Origin of the sequence: Streptococcus sp. 20925_1_77, assembly GCF_041432125.1 — a bacterium.
Taxonomy (GTDB): domain Bacteria; phylum Bacillota; class Bacilli; order Lactobacillales; family Streptococcaceae; genus Streptococcus.
In genome coordinates this window covers 33,829-53,447 of sequence record NZ_JAPVZB010000001.1, presented here as the reverse complement: position 1 = coordinate 53,447, position 19,619 = coordinate 33,829, and the positions used below count along the sequence as shown (strand labels likewise).

General features: G+C 43.2%; 17 protein-coding genes and 1 riboswitch. Of the genes, 15 read left to right on the top strand and 2 right to left on the bottom strand.

What is annotated here, in order from left to right; genetic code table 11:
* Window positions 1-77: 77 nt before the first annotated feature.
* From O3626_RS00285 to O3626_RS00255, 7 genes are all read left to right on the top strand, one after another.
* Window positions 78-1,337, top strand: coding sequence for a UDP-N-acetylglucosamine 1-carboxyvinyltransferase (locus tag O3626_RS00285; RefSeq protein ID WP_223325723.1), 1,260 nt, complete (start codon window positions 78-80; stop codon window positions 1,335-1,337).
* A gap of 56 nt (window positions 1,338-1,393) precedes the next feature.
* On the top strand, window positions 1,394-1,945 hold the full coding sequence (locus O3626_RS00280) for a GNAT family N-acetyltransferase (protein ID WP_024055817.1): 552 nt from the start codon (window positions 1,394-1,396) through the stop codon (window positions 1,943-1,945).
* Window positions 1,938-3,215: a CBS-HotDog domain-containing transcription factor SpxR gene (gene spxR, locus O3626_RS00275; protein WP_049515543.1), complete on the top strand. Its 1,278-nt coding sequence runs from the start codon at window positions 1,938-1,940 to the stop codon at window positions 3,213-3,215. The genes O3626_RS00280 and spxR overlap by 8 nt, the downstream gene beginning before the upstream one ends.
* Before the next feature lie 20 nt (window positions 3,216-3,235).
* Window positions 3,236-4,096 carry a methionyl aminopeptidase gene (locus O3626_RS00270; RefSeq protein WP_003003694.1) on the top strand — a complete coding sequence of 287 codons (861 nt, stop codon included), beginning with the start codon at window positions 3,236-3,238 and terminating at the stop codon, window positions 4,094-4,096.
* A gap of 83 nt (window positions 4,097-4,179) precedes the next feature.
* Window positions 4,180-5,151 (top strand): YihY/virulence factor BrkB family protein, encoded by a 972-nt coding sequence (locus O3626_RS00265; protein ID WP_195423047.1) that lies wholly within the window; start codon window positions 4,180-4,182, stop codon window positions 5,149-5,151.
* Between the two features lie 249 nt (window positions 5,152-5,400).
* Window positions 5,401-5,865, top strand: a complete 465-nt coding sequence (locus O3626_RS00260; RefSeq protein WP_371494519.1) for a MarR family winged helix-turn-helix transcriptional regulator — start codon at window positions 5,401-5,403, stop codon at window positions 5,863-5,865.
* A complete protein-coding gene (locus tag O3626_RS00255; RefSeq protein WP_070666048.1) occupies window positions 5,862-6,569 on the top strand; it encodes a B3/4 domain-containing protein in 708 nt (235 codons plus the stop codon). The genes O3626_RS00260 and O3626_RS00255 overlap by 4 nt, the downstream gene beginning before the upstream one ends.
* A 25-nt stretch (window positions 6,570-6,594) precedes the next feature.
* On the opposite strand, the gene O3626_RS00250 is transcribed toward O3626_RS00255, so the two are convergent.
* Window positions 6,595-7,038 carry a GtrA family protein gene (locus O3626_RS00250; RefSeq protein WP_021153029.1) on the bottom strand — a complete coding sequence of 148 codons (444 nt, stop codon included), beginning with the start codon at window positions 7,036-7,038 and terminating at the stop codon, window positions 6,595-6,597.
* 28 nt (window positions 7,039-7,066) lie between these two features.
* A riboswitch (PreQ1 riboswitch) is annotated at window positions 7,067-7,173 on the top strand.
* On the opposite strand from O3626_RS00250, the gene O3626_RS00245 reads away from it, so the two are divergent.
* From O3626_RS00245 to pulA, 4 genes are all read left to right on the top strand, one after another.
* The gene (locus O3626_RS00245; protein ID WP_003006740.1) at window positions 7,171-7,680 is read left to right on the top strand and encodes a QueT transporter family protein; all 510 of its coding nucleotides are present in this window, start codon (window positions 7,171-7,173) and stop codon (window positions 7,678-7,680) included. Its footprint overlaps the riboswitch before it by 3 nt.
* 243 nt (window positions 7,681-7,923) lie before the next feature.
* Complete coding sequence (gene ligA / locus O3626_RS00240; RefSeq protein WP_371494516.1) at window positions 7,924-9,882, top strand: NAD-dependent DNA ligase LigA; 1,959 nt, start codon at window positions 7,924-7,926, stop codon at window positions 9,880-9,882.
* A 9-nt stretch (window positions 9,883-9,891) separates the two neighbouring features.
* On the top strand, window positions 9,892-10,854 hold the full coding sequence (locus O3626_RS00235; RefSeq protein ID WP_003014385.1) for a diacylglycerol kinase family lipid kinase: 963 nt from the start codon (window positions 9,892-9,894) through the stop codon (window positions 10,852-10,854).
* A gap of 78 nt (window positions 10,855-10,932) precedes the next feature.
* Window positions 10,933-13,242, top strand: a complete 2,310-nt coding sequence (gene pulA, locus O3626_RS00230) for a type I pullulanase (protein ID WP_371494514.1) — start codon at window positions 10,933-10,935, stop codon at window positions 13,240-13,242.
* Window positions 13,243-13,293: 51 nt separating this feature from the next.
* On the opposite strand, the gene O3626_RS00225 is transcribed toward pulA, so the two are convergent.
* The gene (locus O3626_RS00225; RefSeq protein WP_371494512.1) at window positions 13,294-15,453 is read right to left on the bottom strand and encodes an LTA synthase family protein; all 2,160 of its coding nucleotides are present in this window, start codon (window positions 15,451-15,453) and stop codon (window positions 13,294-13,296) included.
* Between the two features lie 230 nt (window positions 15,454-15,683).
* On the opposite strand from O3626_RS00225, the gene O3626_RS00220 reads away from it, so the two are divergent.
* The 4 genes from O3626_RS00220 (at window position 15,684) to aroB (ending at window position 19,618) form a co-directional block, all read left to right on the top strand.
* On the top strand, window positions 15,684-16,847 hold the full coding sequence (locus O3626_RS00220) for a class I SAM-dependent rRNA methyltransferase (RefSeq protein ID WP_371494510.1): 1,164 nt from the start codon (window positions 15,684-15,686) through the stop codon (window positions 16,845-16,847).
* On the top strand, window positions 16,844-17,521 hold the full coding sequence (gene aroD, locus O3626_RS00215) for a type I 3-dehydroquinate dehydratase (RefSeq protein ID WP_371494508.1): 678 nt from the start codon (window positions 16,844-16,846) through the stop codon (window positions 17,519-17,521). Before O3626_RS00220 ends, aroD begins: the two co-directional genes overlap by 4 nt.
* Window positions 17,511-18,383 carry a shikimate dehydrogenase gene (gene aroE / locus O3626_RS00210; protein ID WP_371494506.1) on the top strand — a complete coding sequence of 291 codons (873 nt, stop codon included), beginning with the start codon at window positions 17,511-17,513 and terminating at the stop codon, window positions 18,381-18,383. The genes aroD and aroE overlap by 11 nt, the downstream gene beginning before the upstream one ends.
* 161 nt (window positions 18,384-18,544) lie before the next feature.
* Entirely contained in the window at window positions 18,545-19,618 is a 1,074-nt protein-coding gene (aroB, locus tag O3626_RS00205; protein WP_371494504.1) for a 3-dehydroquinate synthase, read from the top strand.
* Window position 19,619: the final 1 nt, after the last annotated feature.

Sequence of the window (19,619 nt, the reverse complement as noted above, 5' to 3'; positions counted from 1 at the left end):
ACGTTGTCCCTTTTATTTCCGTTGCAAAAAACGATAGTAAAAGGAAAAAGACTTGAAAGAGCTAATAAATTATTAAGATGAAAAAAATTGTAATAAATGGTGGTCGCCCTCTAAAAGGAGAGGTGACCATTAGTGGTGCAAAAAATAGTGTAGTAGCCCTGATTCCGGCGACCATTCTGGCGGATGATATCGTGACCCTTGATGGGGTACCGGATATCTCCGACGTGGCGAGTCTGATTGAAATCATGACCATCATGGGGGCTAAGATCGAGCGCAAAGAAGACAGTTTGATCATTGATCCACGTGGGGTGAAGAATATGCCCATGCCATTTGGAAAGATCAACAGTTTACGAGCTTCCTATTATTTCTATGGCAGCTTATTAGGACGCTATGGTCAAGCAACGGTTGGGCTTCCTGGTGGGTGTGACCTTGGACCACGTCCTATCGATTTGCATTTGAAGGCCTTTGAAGCGATGGGAGCCGCTATGACCATGGATGGCTCTAGTATGAAACTTGCGACTGATGGCAAGCCTCTTCAAGGAGCTAACATCTATATGGATACTGTTAGTGTCGGTGCAACGATCAATACGATTTTGGCAGCGGTCAAAGCTAAAGGTCGGACAGTGATCGAAAATGCTGCGCGGGAACCTGAGATTATCGATGTGGTGACCTTGCTCAACAACATGGGAGCCCATATTCGTGGAGCAGGAACGGATATCATTATCATTGATGGTGTTCAGAATTTGCATGGAACGAGACATCAGGTGATTCCGGATCGCATCGAAGCAGGAACTTATATTGCTCTTGCAGCTGCTATTGGAGAAGGTATCCAGATCAACAATGTCCTGTATGAGCATTTAGAGAGTTATATTGCCAAGTTAGAGGAAATGGGTGTGCGTATGACCATTTCTGAAGATAGTATCTTTGTAGAAAAGCAGACGGGCTTGAAGGCCATCCAGATCAAAACGTCTCCTTATCCTGGTTTTGCGACTGATTTGCAACAACCGATCACACCTTTGCTCCTAACGGCTGCTGGACGTGGACGAATCGTTGATACGATTTATGAAAAACGGGTCAACCATGTACCAGAATTGGCTAAAATGGGGGCCACTATTTCGACCTTGAACGACCACATTATCTATGAAGGGCCAAATCAATTGGCAGGATCCAGTGTGAAAGCGACGGATCTTCGAGCTGGTGCGGCTTTAGTGATTGCAGGTCTCATGGCTTCTGGAACAACAGAAATTACAAATGTGGAATACATCCTTCGCGGGTATTCAGATATTATTCATAAATTGACCCAACTTGGAGCAGACATCCAGTTGGTAGAGGAATAGTGACAGAACTAGGGATCTGATAGTGGCGGCTGGATACACGAACAATGGAGTTTGAAATGAATATTTGGACGCACTTAGCTGCCTATTCACTAATTGAAACACAAAGGTTGTATTTACGACCTTTTCTCTTTGAGGATGCGGAAGATTTTTATAAGATTGCTTCGAATCCTGATAACCTACAATTTATCTTTCCTGCACAAGCCGATCTTTCTGAAACTCAATATGTACTAGCCAACTATTTCATGAAAAATCCTTTGGGGGTTTGGGCGATCTGTGATCAGGAAACCAATCAGATGATCGGTTCGATCAAGTTTGAAAAGTTGGATGAAATCAAGGGTGAGGCTGAGTTAGGCTACTTTTTACGCAAAGATTTTTGGGGAAAGGGCTTGATGACAGAAGCGGTCAAAGAGTTGGTCTATCTATCATTTGAAAAATTTCAACTGAAGGAGCTTAAGATTGTCACCCATGTTGAAAATGCAGGGAGTCAAAAGGTCGCTTTAAAGGCTGGCTTTCGTCTCTTTCGTCAATTCAAAGGGAGTGACCGCTATACGCGTAAAATGCGCGATTATTATGATTTCCGCCTAGGTAGAGGGGACTTCTATGAGTAAACACCAAGAGATTTTAGACTATCTCGAAAAATTACCGATTGGAAAACGGGTCAGTGTCCGCAGTATCTCCAATTTTTTGAATGTCAGTGATGGGACGGCCTATCGTGCTATTAAAGAAGCTGAAAATCAAGGAATTGTCGAAACGCGTCCTAGAAGCGGGACTATCCGTGTCAAATCGCAAAAAGCTGTCCTAGAGCATTTGACCTATCGGGAAATTTTAGAAATCACCGGTTCTGAAATATTAGCAGGTGAGGAAGGTCTCGAAAAAGAATTTAATAAATTTTACATTGGTGCTATGACGGAAAAGCACGTCCTTGACTATGTGTCTGAAGGGGGGCTTTTGATCGTGGGTGACCGCACTAGCATCCAACGATTGGCTCTTAAGCATGACAATGCGGTCTTAGTGACGGGTGGCTTTGAGGTCAGTGAGGATGTGATTGATCTGGCCAATCAGGTACAAATCCCAGTCATCCGAACTTCACACGATACCTATACCGTCGCGACCATGATCAATAAGGCCTTGTCTAACATGCAGATCAAGACGGATATCTTGACAGTAGAACAGGTCTATCGGCCCTTCCATGAGTACGGCTATCTTTCTGAGACGGATACGGTCCGGGATTATTTAGATTTGGTTCGAAAGAATCGCTTTAGTCGTTTTCCAGTTGTCAATCAGCACCAGATGGTAGTGGGCGTCGTAACCATGAGAGATGCTGGAGATAAGGCGCCTCAGACGACCCTTGATAAGGTGATGTCACGGACCATTTTTACCACTAATTTGTCCACCAGCATTGCGACGATTAGCCAACGGATGATCGCTGAAGATTATGAAATGATTCCTGTTGTTCGTAATAACCAGACCTTGCTGGGTGTTATTACGCGTCGGGATGTCATGGATCGGATTAGCAAGGTGCAGTTTTCGAGCTTACCAACCTTTAGTGAGCAAATTGGTCAAAAGATTCAAACAGAGAACGACCATTACCAATTCACAGTGGAGCCAAGTATGCTGGAGAAAAGCGGTGTTTTGGCCAATGGGGTCATGATCGAAGTGCTGATGAAGGTTATTCGCAAGATGATGCAACACAGTGGGCGTAGCTTGATTGTCGAACAGTTGATCATCAATTTTTTACAGGCAGTACAGGTGGATGATGTGATCCGCATTGAACCCCAACTTGTTCGGCGAACTAGACGTTCGGCCTTGGTTGATTTTAGCTTGTATTTAGATCTGCAGCTAGTCGCGAAAGCAACCATTACGATTAAGATTAATTAAACAAAAGAAATGAGGAGACAATGATTACATTAAAATCACAACGTGAAATTGAAGCCATGGATCGTGCAGGAGATTTCCTTGCCAGCATCCATATTGGATTACGTGACTTGATCAAGCCAGGGCTTGACCTATGGGAAGTAGAAGAATATGTCCGTCGTCGCTGTAAAGAAGCCAATGTCTTGCCGCTTCAGATCGGTGTAGAAGGCAGTCTCATGGATTATCCTTATGCGACTTGCTGTGGTTTGAATGACGAAGTAGCCCATGCTTTTCCACGTCATGTCATTCTCAAAGATGGTGATCTCCTCAAGGTAGACATGGTCTTGTCAGAACCGCTTGATAAATCTGTTTTGGATGTATCGAAATTAGATTTTGATAATGTAGCCCAAGTGAAGAAATACACTGAGTCTTATAGTGGTGGCTTGGCGGACTCTTGCTGGGCTTATGCGGTGGGAAATGTTTCGCAAGAAGTCAAAGATTTGATGGACGTGACCAAAGAATGTCTCTATAAGGGAATTGAGAAAGCGGTCGTTGGCAATCGCTTGGGGGATATTGGCGCAGCGATTCAAGAGTATGCGGAAAGCAAAGGCTATGGCGTGGTGCGTGATTTGGTCGGACACGGTGTCGGGCCTACCATGCATGAAGAACCAATGGTCCCACATTATGGTCGTGCTGGACGCGGTCTTCGCTTACGTGAAGGCATGGTCTTGACGATTGAGCCAATGATCAATACCGGTACTTGGGAGATTGATACAGATATGGAAACTGGTTGGGCCCATAAGACCCTCGACGGTGGCCTTTCTTGTCAATACGAGCATCAATTTGTGATTACAAAAGATGGTCCGGTAATCCTGACTAGTCAAGGTGAAGAAGGAACATACTAAAAAATAGAGAGGAAAGAATGGAGCTGAAGGCAAGTGTCTGGTTTCGCTCTTTGCTCTTTTTTAGTAAAATGGGGAGGTGACGAATGAAAAAGGTCCTACAAAAAATACTGGGACAGCCATTTATAAAGGGCTTCGTGCGGTTTTATCAGAGTGCAGAGTCTGATATCACCAGTATTGCGGTGGCTTATTATTTGCTGATCTCCATTTTTCCTTTGATGCTGATTGCAGCCAATATTTTACCCTACTTTCATATTCGTCCCACTCAGATTCTTTTGAGCTTACAGAAAGTTTTGCCAGCCTCCTTATATCGAATAGTGGCACAGATGATTTCGAGTGTCTTGACCAAACCTTCGACAGGCTTACTGAGTTTCTCGATTATTTCTGCTTTGTGGATCTTCTCTCAGAGCATTGCCTACCTCCAAAAAGCCTATAACAAGAGTTATGGGGTGGAAAAAGAGCGTGGTATTATCTGGGGGCGACTCTTTAGCTTTCTGATCAGTTTTGCCTTGCAGGGCTTGTTTGGACTCTCGCTCATTCTTTCCATGTTTGGGAAAATGATCGTTCGCTATCTCTATCGGACCTTTTCATTTGATCGGACGATTTATGTGCGCTTACTGAATTTGACAGAGCCGACCATCTACCTTTTGCTATTTGTCAGTCTGGTCTTGCTCTATTACACCCTTCCAAATGTCAAAATTCCAAAATTTAGATATGTATTGCCAGGGGCGACCTTCGTTGTTGCTGTCCTGTATGCGATATTAAATATCTTTTGGAAATATGTGGATCGTTATGTGAGTCATTTCTTAGATGCTCGTTTCTTCGGTTCTGTCGTCCTAGCGGTCATTATGTTCTGGTTCATCTTGGTAGCTAAAATCATGATTATTGGTTGTATTTTAAACGCCAGTATCCAGTTTGCTAGAGAAGCCAAGTTCCAAACGCGCAATGGAGAAATTGTCTCCAAATTAAAAACGGAAGAAGTAGCTTTTCGGCATAAAGAAGCTTCACAAACATTAAAGCGACGGTTACGCTTGAGAAAAAAAGATAAAATAGAATAAGGGATAGTGGGACAGAAATCGGTAATTCGTTAGAATTCGATTTCGTCGTCCCACCTCTGCACAGTTGAGTAGGGCTGTAAAAGCTGATGAAATCAGCGTAGTAGAGCCCACTCAACCACTGCGTCTTGCTCGATAATTCAAAAATAATTGAGAGGCTAGGACTTTTGTCCCAGCCTCTTTTTTTATCCATTTTGTTGCATTTGCAACAAAAATGTGTTATGCTATTGTCAATAGGAAAGGAGGAGTGAGATGAGTATTTTGCGTGAGATAGGCATCATTGCGAGAGCACTGGATTCTATAGCAAATATTGAATTTCGAGATTTGGATCTGGCGCGTGGTCAATACCTCTACTTGGTGCGAATTGCCGAGCAACCTGGAATGATTCAGGAAGAACTCTCTGAGCTCTTAAAAGTAGATCGATCCACCGTTGCAAGGTCTGTAAAAAAATTAGAAGAACGAGGCTTGATTCAACAGCGTCCAAGGGGTGAAAACCTTAAAATCAAGGAATGGGAATTAACTGAAAAAGGTAAGCAGATTTACCCCTTCATTTTAGGGGAGCATCTTTACTCTGAAAAAACTGCCTTAAAAGGATTTTTCAAAGAAGAAGTCGCACAGTTAGAGGAGTATCTCATCCGAGTTCGTGAGAATATCACCTTGGATTGGGAGCTAGTCAAAAAAGGTCAAAAAAGAAATTATAGTGAGGTAAAGCAATGAAAGTGACAGTCGATCAAGCATTTTGGGATTTATTTCCAACAGCTAGAATTACAGTGATGTCCTTGTATGGTATTGATAATACAGTAGATGAAGCCAAGGATCCTTATTTCAAAGAATTGTTGGACAAGGGTACCAAGAGAGCATGGGAATTTATTGATGAAGAAAACTATACCCAGAGTGAGTTCGTTCAAGAGTGGCGCCAAGCTTTTAGCAAGTTTAAAACAAAAAAAGGAGCCCGATCTTCCATCGAAGCACTCTTAAAACGGGTTCACCAGGGACGTGAATTCTATCCGATTAATCCTTTGGTGGATCTTTACAATAGCGTGTCGATGGCTTATGCCCTTCCTTGTGGGGGAGAAGATATGGATAAATTGGTGGGTGGCCTCTCACTAGGACAAGCGAAAGGAGGCGAACCTTTCTTTCCATTAGGAGCTGACGAAGATGCGCCAGCTTTGGAAGGGGAGATCATCTACTACGACCAAGAAGGCGCCGTTTGCCGTTGTTTGAATTGGCGTGAGGCTCAAAGAACCATGCTAACTGAAGATACCAAGGACGCTATTTTGGTCATTGAAGCTATCAATGAAGAGCAGGCTAAACGCGCACAAACAGCTATGCAGGAATTGAAAGATCTAGCCAAGGATTATTTTGGGGTTGAAGGCACCATCTATCAATTAAGTGCAGAGCATGCAAGTATAGAAGTTTAAAAGAATAAAGCTTGAAACAATCGTTTCAAGCCTTGTTTTTGTTTTTAAAGACAAAGAGTTTACTAAAGACGTAATTGAGGACCACAATGGCCACTTGTGCAAAGAGGGTTTCAATCAGATTGATCTGACTTTTGTTATTGTGGACGAATTGCCCGATAATTCCTGGGAACTGCTTGACAAAAATCTCAGTCAAGGCCATGTCCAGTATAAAGGTTCCAGAGCGCGCAATCGCAAATCGGATCAAGCGCTGAAACCAGCCCTTTCTTTCTTGTTTAAAGACAATGGTATCGTTGGTCGCAAAGGCAAAGAGGATCCCGGCAATGTTTCCAATCGCTGTCGCTAATCGTTCATCACGAGACACATGATAGATGAAGAGGCGGGTTCCGACGGAAACAATGGTTGTGGCAACTCCAAAAAAGAGATAGGATAAAATTTCATTATCAAAAAATTTTTTAATTAGTGTTTTCATAAATTCAGTCTACCATAAAACCTCAAAATATGCTATACTTGAAAGGTTGAAGAAATCAAACCTTCAACCCTTGGCGCTTAAGATCCTTTCGCCAAGCATATTACACGCGGGAAAACCGCTAAAGGAGAATAGATGAAACAGTTAACTGCTCGTGATATGGCACAAATTGCCATTGTTGCTGCGATTTATATCGTATTGACCATTACCCCACCTCTCAACGCTATGGCCTACTATGGCTATCAATTCCGTGTTTCGGAAATGATGAATTTCTTAGCTTTTTACAATAAGAAGTACTTGATTGCGGTGACGCTTGGTTGTATGATTGCTAACTTATTTAGTTTTGGATGGATCGATGTCTTTGTCGGTGGAGGTTCAACCTTTGTCTTCTTAGGACTTGGACTCATTCTATTTGGTCGATTCAAAAACAAGTTCTTGTTTGACGGTCTTATTCGCTTGGACCATTTCTTGTTTGCGATTTTCTTTTCCATCTCCATGTTTACGATTGCCTTGGAACTATACTACCTTCAAGGCCAACCATTCTTCTATAACTGGTTGACTATGGGATTGGGTGAATTCGCATCCTTGATTTTTGGAGCGATTGTGATCAATCAACTTTCTAAACGGATCGATTTTACAAAATAAGAAGAGAGTGGGACAGAAATCGGTAATTCCTTAGAATTCGATTTCGTCGTCTCACCTCCGCACAGTTGAGTAGGGCTGTAAAAGCTGATGAAATCAGCGTAGTAGAGCCCACTCAACCACTGCGTCTTGCTCGACAATCTAAAAATAATTGAGAGGCTAGGACTTTTGTCCCAGCCCCTTTTTTTAATGCTAAGAATGCAGTAAATTCAAGGCTAAATTAAGATTTTATGATAAAATAAGAACATGAAAACCAGAATGAAAGAATTAGTGGAATTACTCAATCGATATGCTTACGAGTATTACACAAAAGACGCTCCATCTGTTTCAGATAGTGAATATGATCAATTATATCGGGAGTTGGTGGAACTAGAAACCGCTCATCCTGATGAAATCTTACCAGAGAGTCCAACTCACCGTGTAGGTGGGGTGGTTTTAAAAGGCTTTACCAAATACCAGCACCAGTATCCCCTTTATAGTTTGCAGGATGCTTTTTCGCGTGAAGAATTAGAAGCCTTTGATCAGCGTGTCCGTAAGGAATTTCCTTCTATCAGCTATGTATGTGAGCTGAAAATCGATGGCTTGTCCATTTCCCTCACCTATGAAAATGGAGTCCTCGTAACGGGGGCGACACGTGGAGATGGTTCTGTCGGTGAGGATATTACAGAGAACCTCAAGCGGGTCAAGGACATTCCTTTAGTGTTACCAGAGCCAGTGAACATCACAGTTCGAGGCGAGTGCTATATGTCACGGGCTTCCTTTGATCGGGTCAATCAGATCCGTCAAGAAAACGGCGAGCCGGAGTTTGCTAATCCGCGGAATGCTGCTGCAGGAACACTTCGCCAATTGGATACGAAAATCGTGGCAAAGCGAAATCTCGCAACCTTCTTGTATCAAGAAGTGAGTCCGACCGATCAAAGCAGTCAGGAAGGCGTGCTTGAGAAATTAGCTCGCTTAGGGTTTGTCGTGAACCAAGAGCGAGTGTTGGCAGAGGATATGGAGCAAATTTGGGACTTTATCCAAAAAGTAGCTCAGTTTCGAGAGGATCTTCCCTATGATATCGATGGGATCGTCATCAAGGTCAATGACCTAGCTGTTCAAGAAGAACTAGGCTTTACCGTCAAGGCTCCAAAATGGGCTGTCGCTTATAAGTTTCCAGCTGAAGAAAAAGAAGCGAAAATCCTATCGGTGGATTGGACCGTTGGAAGGACCGGTGTTGTGACACCAACTGCCAATCTAACTCCAGTCCAACTAGCAGGAACCACCGTTAGTCGCGCAACCTTGCACAATGTGGACTATATTGCTGAAAAAGATATTCATCAGGAAGATACCGTCATTGTCTACAAGGCTGGTGATATCATTCCAGCGGTCTTACGTGTCGTCAAAGATAAACGGGTATCTGATCAAGCATTAGCCATTCCAACTCATTGTCCGAGCTGCCAGAGTGAGTTGCTTCATTTCGAGGATGAGGTGGCCCTTCGCTGTATCAATCCGCTCTGTCCAGCTCAGATTAAGGAAGGATTGAACCACTTTGCAAGTCGGGATGCTATGAATATTACAGGCTTGGGTCCAGCTGTTGTAGAGAAACTCTTCGCAGCTCAGTTGGTAGAGGATGTAGCTGGGATCTATCGTCTGACAGTCGAGGATCTATTGACCTTAGAAGGCTTTAAAGAAAAATCTGCTGAAAAACTCTATGAAGCCATTCAAGTTTCAAAAGAGAATTCAGCCGAAAAGTTACTCTTTGGTTTGGGGATCCGCCATGTCGGTAGCAAGGTTAGTCAAATCTTGCTCCAAGAATTCCATGACCTCGATCAATTGGCTACAGCAGATCCAGAACGGATTGCCAGCATTAATAGTCTCGGTATGGTCGTGGCTGAAAGCCTTAAGCGTTATTTCGCACAAGAGGGATCCAAGCGTCTCCTGCAAGAACTGAAAGAAGCTGGAGTCAATCTGACCTATCTTGGTGAAAAAGTTGCTGCTGATGCGGCCCTATCAGGGATGACAGTTGTTTTGACTGGGAAGCTCGAACGCCTCACACGTTCAGAAGCCAAGGCAAAATTAGAAAGTCTAGGAGCTAAGGTAACTGGTTCTGTTTCTAAGAAAACAGATTTGGTCGTAGCAGGTAGTGACGCTGGTAGCAAATTAACCAAAGCACAAGAATTAGGAATCCAGGTAGAAGATGAGGCCTGGCTTGAAAGTTTGTAGAGGATCTTTATGGTAGAACGAATCAAAAAAGCCCGTTTAATTTATAATCCGACCTCTGGGCAAGAAATTATCAAGAAAAATATTGCGGAAGTCTTAGACGTATTGGAAGACGTGGGCTATGAAACCAGCGCCTATCAAACGACTCCAGAACCATTTTCTGCTCAAAATGAAGCAGAAAGAGCCGCCAAAGCAGGCTTTGATTTAATCATTGCTGCTGGTGGAGATGGCACGATTAATGAAGTGGTCAATGGAGTTGCTGGTCTGGAGAATCGTCCGCAGATGGCCTTTATCCCAACAGGCACAACCAATGACTATGCGCGTGCCTTGAAGATCCCGATGGGAGATCCAGTGGCAGCTGCCCGCATTATCGAAAAGAATCAAACCATTCAAATGGACATTGGTCGTGCTTATGGCAGTAAGTATTTTATCAATATTGCTGCAGCAGGGACCATGACAGAATTGACCTTCAGTGTCCCAAGTAGTGTCAAATCTCGCCTGGGTTACTTTGCCTATGTGGCAGAAGCAGCTAAAATGTTGCCGAGAAACAAGGCTCGTAAGGTGCGGATCGAACACGATAATGGCGTTTTTGAAGGTCCAGCTTCGATGATTTTTGTGGCTTTGACCAACTCTATTGCTGGCTTTGAAAGTGTCGCACCGGATGCCAAGCTAGATGATGGAAACTTCACCTTGATTATCGTAAAAACTGCTAAGCTCTTTAACATGTTGTCCTTGATGATTCAGGCCATTAATGGAGGCAAGCATGTGCACGATGAAAATGTAGAATATCTCAAGACCAAGAAGTTGACGATCGAAATGTTAGGGAAAAATGCTCAACCATTCCGCATCAATCTAGATGGCGAATATGGGGGAGATACTCCAGTTGAATTGGAAGTCTTTCATAATCACTTGGAATTCTTTGCGAATATTGATGAAATCAACAACGATGCTTTGGTTCACACATCTGAAGAATAAAAACAAATAGTTGGAACCATGTACGTGTTTCACGAGCGAATGGTTCCTTAGGTATCAAATTGGAAATAGGAAAATGTTATGCGACAATACCATGTAAAGCTTCATTTTCATAAGCAAAAAGGAAATTATTTTGCCTATGATATGTGGCAATGGCAGGATCAAGTAGAAGGAAAATCAGTCTCTTTCTCCAAGTTGGATTATTTTGGAGTAGAGGGAAATCTGGTATACGAGAGCGAGGATGCCTTGAGCCGGGGTCATGTCTTGGTTAAAGAAGGAGATTGGCTCACCCAAACCCGTGATTTTGAAATCGAACTCTTACCAGAAGGGCATGTTCGAGAAGTTTGGGTTCTCGATGGGGATGATACTGTCTATTATTCTTTGCAAGCTGCTTTGACGAGTCATGCTTATAGTCATCGTCAGCCTCATGCCTACGATATGGCGACCCATGCCAAGGAATTTGACACCAAATGGGCTTATCAAGGCTGGCTTGGTTATCGCGAAGAAGAAGGGGAGTATTGCTTTAAGCTGTGGGCCCCTACCGCTAAGAAAGTTGAATTGTTGCTCTATCAATCAACAGACTTGGATGCGCCTATTTGGAAGACTATTCCGATGATGCGAGGCAAACAAGAGTCTAGCTACCATCCAGAAAACACCCAAGGTGTTTGGATTCTAGATTTTCTAGGAAATTTAAGTGGCATGGCTTATCACTATCGTGTCCATTTTGAACACCAGACTCAAGTGACGCGAGATCCTTATAGCATTGCCACGACAGCCGATGGAATGCGCTCAGCCATTCTCTCAAGAGCAGATCGTCAGTTTGATTGGGGTCCTAAAAAAGGCGCCGATGCGACTCCCTGGCGCCTGGACAATCCATGTCAAGCAGTGATCTATGAGATGCACCTTCGGGATTTGACCAAGTCACCGACATCAGGTGTGGACGAGTCTTTGCGTGGGACCTATCTGGGGGCTTGCCAAGAAGGAACCATCAATAGCCATGGAGATGCGACTGCCTTTGATTATATCCGTCAGTTAGGGGTCAATGTCGTGCAATTGCAGCCGATATCTGATCGCTATAAACAGTACGATGAAGAAGGTCGTGTGACCTACAATTGGGGTTACGACGTTCAGAATCATTCTGCACCAGAAACCAGTTTTTCAACAGATCCATCCAATCCCAAACAAACCATGCAAGAGCTTAAAACGATGATCCGGGCTTATCATGACGCTGGGATTTCTGTAGTCATAGATGTGGTCTACAATCATACCTACTCAACTGAGCATGGTCCTTTCCAAAATACAGTTCCGGATTATTATTACCGGATGGAGCCAGATGGGCGCTTCCAAAATGGGACAGGTGTTGGGAATGAGACGGCGAGTGAGCATGAAATGTACCGCAAGTACATGATTGATTCCCTCACGCACTGGGTCAAGGAGTACCAGATCGATGGTTTCCGCTTTGATTTGATGGGCATTCACGATGTGACGACAATGAATGCTATTCGGGAGGCGATGGATGCTCTGGATCCTCGGATTCTTCTTTACGGAGAAGGCTGGGACATGGGGACAGGTCTCGCACCAGAAGACAAGGCTAAGAAAGACAATGCAGCGCAATTGCCACGAATTGGATTCTTTAATGATACGGAGCGCGATGCCATTAAAGGGGCTGAGGTTTATGGTTCCATCAAACGTGGCTTTGTCAGCCGAAAATCGACGGAGAATATCGTTGCCCGTGCTGTTCTAGGTAGTGCAGAGCTTGGCAATTATTTAAGTCCCAATCAGGTCTTGAATTATGTGGAGGCTCATGATAATTATAATCTCTATGACTTGCTTCAGACCCTTCATCCGAATGTAGAAGTAGCAGGATTGGTCAAGCGCTCAGAGTTGGCTACGGCCATGAATCTGCTCTTTCAGGGCATGGCCTTCATGCAATTGGGTCAAGAGTTTATGCGGACCAAATTGGTAGCGACAGGTCCTGATGGAGAAATCACACCTTTGGATCGTGAACGGGCCATGAATTCCTACAATGCTCCAGATTTTGTGAATCAGGTCAACTGGGATCTGGTCAGTCAGAATAAGGAATCAATCGCCTACATCCGAAGCTTGATCGCCTTGAAGACAAGTCTTCCTGTCTTAGGGCTTGAAAGCTATGATAACATCTACCAACAAGTCTTTATCCAATCTGCGACAGATACTAGTGGTCTTGTCATCTATGAACTAACAGGAGACAAGAAGTACTTGGTGATATTTAATGCCAGCGGGCTTCCATATTACCTCCAAAATTCAGATAAATTGAAATTAATGGTTGGTAATAGTCGCCATAAACGTCCCTTCTATGTGGAGAATTTAACAGCTTCTATTTTTGAAGTCTTAGATAAAAGTAAGGTATGATACTTCTTTAAGAAATCGCAAAACCCCTGAGTTTTTACTCAGGGATTCTCTTTATTTAGAAGAACTGCTACTCGTCTCAGTTGAGGAAGAACTATCATCTTCTGGGTGCAATTCTTTATAAGTTGGTGCCTTGAAGAGATCGACAGTGGACTGGTTGCCACGTTGGTTATAAAGGCTGGTTGATTTGTCACCTTTTTCCTTTTCGATCTTCTTCAATGCCTTGAAGGAATTGGTGTAGGAATAATCTTCTGGATTGACTTTTCCAAGATCATTGCCCTTGAAGAAGCGGAGGAGGTCACCGGTCTGGATGCTATCACTAATCTTCAATTGAAGGTTAGCAGCTTCCCTAATCTTGTCCAATTCTTCCTTGGTTTTTTCATCAGGATTAGTGATTTCCTCACCTGTTTTTGTGTAATAGGTCCGGCCACTATAGCTCGTATACTCAGGAGTTACAAAGTAGTTAGCGGAGCGGAAGGCTACAATTTGATCATGATCTGGTGAGAGCATATCTTGACCAACTTGGAGAAATTTATTGGACTCAATGCCCAGCAAATGTTCTAAGGTTGGGAGCATATCGATCTCACCACCATAGGTATCAATGATGCCTCCCTTATCCATACCTGGAACGACTACCATATAAGGTACGCGTTGCAACATGGCATTGTCATAGCTTGACCACGTTTCAGAGTTCTTACCAAGTAGAGGAGCAAGAGCTGGGTTACGAGAGTTTGAAATTCCGTAGTGGTCCCCATAGAGAACGATGATGGAATTTTTGTAAAGACCAGATTCTTTCAGGTAATCAAAGAAGGCTTTGATCGAAGAATCTAGGTAGTTAGCGGTCGCAAAATAGCCATTGATGGTTTCGTCTTGTGTCTTAGCAAGAGGGAATCCAAGATCATCTCCTGACAAGCTAGTCGTATAAGGGTAGTGGTTGGAAACCGTAATGAACTTCGTATAGAAAGGCTGTTGCAATCTTTCAAGGTATTTGATGGAATCTTTGAGCATGTATTTGTCATTGAGACCATACTGGAAGGAGTTGCTGCTGTCTTGTTTGGTGAAGTAGCTAGCATCAAAGAAATAATTGTAGCCCCATTGTTTATAGGCCGTATTCCGATTCCAGAAACTTCCAGCATTCCCGTGGAAAACAGCGCTCGAGTTGTAACCATTTTTTGAAAGAATAAATGGTGCAGCCTGTTGGGTATTGGTTCCACCATAGTTCACCATAAAGGAACCTTGGTTGAGTCCGAAGAGGCCTGTTTCAATCATGGTCTCAGCATCGGACGTTTTCCCTGCCTTGACTTGGTTAAAGACGTTTGAAAAGGCAAAGGTTTCTTTCGAGTGGTAAAGTGAGTTTAAGAAAGGTGTCACTTCATATTCTTTATCGTCTACTTTCAACTTGTAATCGATCAAGAATTGTTGGAAACTTTCCAAGTGAATGTAGATGACGTTACGGCCTTTGGCCATTCCAAAGTACTCAGGATTAGGCTTGGCATAATGCTGTTGGATATATTCTTCCACCGGTTTTAAATCTGCTTCGGAGGCTTTGGAACGTTCTTTGTTGGCAGCATAGGTCTGATTAGCGCTATAACCTAGAAAGGCTGGTAAACCAAGGGCACGAACGACATAGTAGTTTGAGAAACCACGAGTCAAGAGCTCAGGTCGGTCAATTTCTGCAAGGAAAAGGTTGGCCGAAAAGAGCATAGCTGATAAGGATGTAACCGCAAAACTAGCGCGTTTATTGAAGGGACGATTGTCCATTCGAATCCATTTCTTAAAGAAGAAGAAAGCTAGAATGGGGAAATCTAGAATGTAGATCACATCCCAAGGGCGGAACAATTCTAAAGCAGCAGCTCCGAGACCGGCAGAAACCTTGCTGGAAGCCAACATGGTATTGACCGTTACGAAGTCTGTAAACTCTCGATAATAGATGGAGTTGGAAATCAACCAAATAAATAAGAGAAGGTAGATCCCAAAGGCCAAACTATAAAAGAGCTTGGTTCGTTTGATATAAAGTGCTAGACCGATGAAGAGCAGACTGATCGGCAATGGGTTGATCACTGCTAGAAAAATCTGATAGGGTCCCTGAATGTCTAAATTAAAATCAACTGAATAGGCCCACATGGTTTTGAACCAGTAGAGCAACAGAAGGGTCAAGACAAATCCTAGTCTGGTACTCATGAAATTGAGTATCGAATTCGTAATTTTTTTCACAAAATGTTACTTCCTTGTCTTATTTCCTAAAAATTTTCATATACCAGTATACCACATTTTTATGGAGAAAGAAAAAAATGACTGTAAAGAAGAGGAAAGAAATAGGAGAGATCCGGTATTTTAAATCGTTCAAAGCTAAATGATGAGAGCTACGATAAAATGGTAAAAAAAGTTCCAGTAAATAAAGCCTCTCTTTGTGAAAACTGCAGACTTTTGCTATAATAGAGGGTATGAAAAAACTCACAGTCAGTCGGCAAGTAGCTCGAAAACTAAAACAAGGACAATCGCTCCTTGAAAAGCAAGACTTTGATTCGCTTCCTGCTTTGGATCAAGCGGTTCAATTGCTTTCAGGAGATGGACAATCCCTCGGAGTCGGATATTTATCTGAGCAGAATAAAGGGATTGGATGGTTTGTTTCTCAAGAGTTGGTTGCTTTTGATCAAGCCTTTTTTATGGAACTTTTCATCAAAGCCAAGCAATATCGTCGTTCTTATTATGAGGATGAGAAGACAACTGCTTTTCGTCTCTTTAACCAAGAGGGAGATGGTTTTGGCGGCTTTACGGTTGACTTATATGATGAGTTTGTTGTCTTTTCTTGGTACAACCTTTATGTGTATCAGATCAAGGAAATCATTTTAGCGGCTTTTCAAGAAGTTTTTCCTGAAGTCCGAGGGGGCTATGAAAAGATTCGCTTTAAAGGCTTGGACTATGAATCGGCCCATGTGTATGGTGATGAAGCTCCGCAAGAATTTTTGATTCTGGAAAATGGGGTCTCTTACCAAGTCTTTCTCAATGATGGCTTGATGACGGGGATCTTTTTGGATCAGCATGAAGTTCGAGGAAGTTTGGTCGATGGCTTAGCTGCTGGACAGTCCTTGCTCAATATGTTCTCTTATACGGCGGCCTTTTCTGTTTCTGCGGCAATGGGTGGAGCAGTTGAAACCACTTCGGTCGATCTGGCTAAGAGAAGTAGAGAATTATCAGAAGCGCATTTTGTAGCAAATGGCTTGGCGCTGGATGATCATCGTTTTGTCGTGATGGATGTCTTTGACTATTACAAATATGCCAAACGCCATGACCTAAGCTATGATGTGATCGTGCTCGATCCGCCTAGCTTTGCGCGGAATAAAAAGCGGACCTTTTCAGTCGCTAAAGATTACCATCGGTTGGTCAGCGAGGCCCTCGAGATTTTAAATCCAGGTGGGACCTTGATTCTCAGTACCAATGCGGCAAATGTGACCAAAGAAAAATTTAAAAAACAAATCGAAAAGGGATTTCAAGGGCGTAAGCATCGCTATGTAGCAGAATACGGCCTTCCGGGAGATTTTCGATGGAACAAGAAAGAAGAAAGTAGTAATTACTTAAAAGTATTTACGATTAGGGTGGATGTATGAAGTTAGTTGTGTCGATTATGCCTCGCTCCTTAGAAGAGGCGCAACAACTAGATAGTTCGCGTTACGAGGATGCGGATGTCATTGAGTGGCGTGCGGACTTTTTAGAAAAAAACGAGATCTTAACCGTTGCTCCAGCAGTATTTGAAAAATTTGCTGGACGCGAAATTTTATTCACCTTACGGACTCGAGCTGAAGGTGGGGAGATGGAGCTGACCAATGAGGAATATGTTTGGATCCTGAAAGATATTCAATCTATCTATCATCCGGATTATATCGATTTCGAGTTTTATAGCCATCGTGACGTCTTTGAAGAGATGTTGGAATTTTCAAATCTTGTGCTCAGCTACCATAATTTCCAAGAGACACCGGAAAATATGATGGAGATCTTATCGGAATTAACTAGCTTTTCTCCAAAATTGGTCAAGGTATCGGTCATGGCCCACAATGAACAAGATGTCCTTGACTTGATGAATTTTACGCGTGGTTTCAAGACGCTGAATCCTGAGCAAGAATATGTAACGATTTCCATGGGTAAGGTCGGGAAGATTTCGCGCTTGACAGCTGATTTGACAGGCTCTTCTTGGTCTTATGCTAGAGTCGGAGAAGGAAGTGCGCCTGGTCAAATCCCTCTTGAAAATATGAGAAGAATTCGGGAGTTATTAAATGAAGATTGACGGCTACACTCGGATGGCAGCAGTCATTGCCCATCCGATTCGTCATAGTATCTCTCCTTTCATCCATAATCTAGCCTATGAATTAACAGCGACCAATGCTGCTTACCTGGCTTGGGATATTGCTGAAGAAGATTTAGAAAGCACTGTCAGCCAAATTCGTAAGTTAGATATGATTGGGGCCAATATTTCCATGCCTTTTAAGCAAAAGGTCTTTCCTTACTTAGATGAAGTAGATGAGATGGCTCTAAAGATCGGCTCTGTCAATACTATCGTTCACCGTGATGGCAAGCTTAAGGGCTATAATACGGATGGGATTGGTTTCTTTCGTAGTTTACCTCCAGCTTTCTCCATTAAGGGAAAAACAATGGTTCTCTTAGGGGCAGGTGGTGCAGCTCTAGCGATTATTGCGCAGGCCATTCATCTAGGTGTAAAACGAATCCTTGTCTTTGTGAGAGAGGAGAGATTGGTTCATTATCGTTCAATTGTTCAGTTGATTGAAGATGGCTTTGATTTTTTGATAGAATTGTATGCGATTGAGAAAAATGAAGATGTTCAAAGCTCCTTTAATCAAGCAGATCTCATCTTAAATGCCACTGGTGTTGGGATGGATGGTCAGTCTCTTCCGATAGCGAGTCACTTGACCTTTCCTCCACATGCCTTAATCGTAGAGATGGCCTACTATCCGGCAGTGACCCCCTTTTTGCAATTAGCAGTGAATCAAGGAAACCAGAGGGTAAATGGGTTGGGAATGCTCTTTTATCAAGCTGAAGCAGCCTTTGAATTGATGACTGGGAAAGTATTTCCTACAGAGTCTGTATGGGAAGCATTGACAACAGAATATCACCAATTTGTATGTGACTAAGAGAGGGTTTTACCTTTTCCTATTGAAAAAGCTTTATGAGATTAGAACAAGAACTGATTTTTAAAAAACAGTCTTGCTCTAGTCTCATTTTCATTTTGTTTGAGACATGTGCCTTATTTCATGATAAGATAGAATGAAAGAATAACACGAAGGAGATTCCTATGAACGTATCGGTACCTATTCCAGGACATTCCTATGAGATTGTGATTGAAAGAGGTGGTCTCAACCAGGTTGGAGACTGGCTGCGCACTCTTTGGGGCAATAAAAAAGTCGCTATCATTTCCGATAACCGCGTGGCTAAGCTATATGCAGCTATTGTAGAGAATAGCCTTGAGAAAGCTGGTTTTCAAGTGGTACGCTTTGAGTTTCTTGAAGGCGAAGCCAGTAAGAATTTGACCACTGTTTCAAAAGTTTATGACTTTCTAGCTACCCAGGGCATGACGCGCAGTGATGGAATCGTCGCTCTTGGGGGCGGCGTTGTTGGTGATTTGGCTGGTTTTGCTGCCTCGACCTATATGCGGGGAATTTCCTTTGTTCAGATCCCGACTAGCTTGACCGCGCAGGTTGATTCCTCTATCGGTGGTAAGACTGGAGTCAACACAGCCTATGCCAAAAACATGGTAGGGACCTTTGCCCAACCGGATGGAGTGTTCATTGATCCTGAAGTGTTGAGCACTTTGGGACACCGTGAATTGATCGAGGGGATGGGTGAAGTCATCAAGTATGGTCTCATCCAAGATACGGAACTTTGGGAAGAATTGGAAGACATGGATGGTTCTATCGAGAGTATTCTAGAGCATGCAGAGAGCATTATTTCTCATTCTTGCCTGGTGAAGCGTGACCATGTGGTGGCAGACGAGCTGGACAATGGCATTCGCCTCTATCTCAATTTTGGTCATACCATTGGCCATGCCATTGAAGCAACAGCTGGTTATGGGCAGGTTATGCATGGAGAAGCCGTCAGTATGGGCATGGTGCAGCTCTCCCGAGTTGCAGAAGAAAAAGGCTTGATGCCAAAGGGAATCACTCAAAAAATCGAAGAAATGTGCCGAAAATTTGGCCTTCCGGTGGCCTATGAGCAATGGGATCAAGAAGCCCTTTATCAAGCTTTGACCCATGACAAAAAAGCCCGTGGGACCAGCTTGAAATTGGTGATTGTTCCAGAGTTGGGGAAAGCAGCGATTCATCAAATCCCTCTTCAAGAAATGAAGGACTTTTTAGAAAGAAAGGAATAAT

Bases quoted from the DNA above. Each gene is read 5' to 3' on its own strand.
- O3626_RS00220 (WP_371494510.1), top strand. From the start codon at position 15,684: ATGAAAAAACTCACAGTCAGTCGGCAAGTAGCTCGAAAACTAAAACAA.
- pulA (WP_371494514.1), top strand. From the start codon at position 10,933: ATGCGACAATACCATGTAAAGCTTCATTTTCATAAGCAAAAAGGAAAT.
- O3626_RS00245 (WP_003006740.1), top strand. From the start codon at position 7,171: ATGAAACAGTTAACTGCTCGTGATATGGCACAAATTGCCATTGTTGCT.
- O3626_RS00280 (WP_024055817.1), top strand. From the start codon at position 1,394: ATGAATATTTGGACGCACTTAGCTGCCTATTCACTAATTGAAACACAA.
- O3626_RS00285 (WP_223325723.1), top strand. From the start codon at position 78: ATGAAAAAAATTGTAATAAATGGTGGTCGCCCTCTAAAAGGAGAGGTG.
- aroD (WP_371494508.1), top strand. From the start codon at position 16,844: ATGAAGTTAGTTGTGTCGATTATGCCTCGCTCCTTAGAAGAGGCGCAA.
- O3626_RS00235 (WP_003014385.1), top strand. From the start codon at position 9,892: ATGGTAGAACGAATCAAAAAAGCCCGTTTAATTTATAATCCGACCTCT.
- aroE (WP_371494506.1), top strand. From the start codon at position 17,511: ATGAAGATTGACGGCTACACTCGGATGGCAGCAGTCATTGCCCATCCG.
- ligA (WP_371494516.1), top strand. From the start codon at position 7,924: ATGAAAACCAGAATGAAAGAATTAGTGGAATTACTCAATCGATATGCT.
- O3626_RS00255 (WP_070666048.1), top strand. From the start codon at position 5,862: ATGAAAGTGACAGTCGATCAAGCATTTTGGGATTTATTTCCAACAGCT.
- O3626_RS00260 (WP_371494519.1), top strand. From the start codon at position 5,401: ATGAGTATTTTGCGTGAGATAGGCATCATTGCGAGAGCACTGGATTCT.
- spxR (WP_049515543.1), top strand. From the start codon at position 1,938: ATGAGTAAACACCAAGAGATTTTAGACTATCTCGAAAAATTACCGATT.
- O3626_RS00270 (WP_003003694.1), top strand. From the start codon at position 3,236: ATGATTACATTAAAATCACAACGTGAAATTGAAGCCATGGATCGTGCA.
- aroB (WP_371494504.1), top strand. From the start codon at position 18,545: ATGAACGTATCGGTACCTATTCCAGGACATTCCTATGAGATTGTGATT.
- O3626_RS00250 (WP_021153029.1), bottom strand. From the start codon at position 7,038: ATGAAAACACTAATTAAAAAATTTTTTGATAATGAAATTTTATCCTAT.
- O3626_RS00265 (WP_195423047.1), top strand. From the start codon at position 4,180: ATGAAAAAGGTCCTACAAAAAATACTGGGACAGCCATTTATAAAGGGC.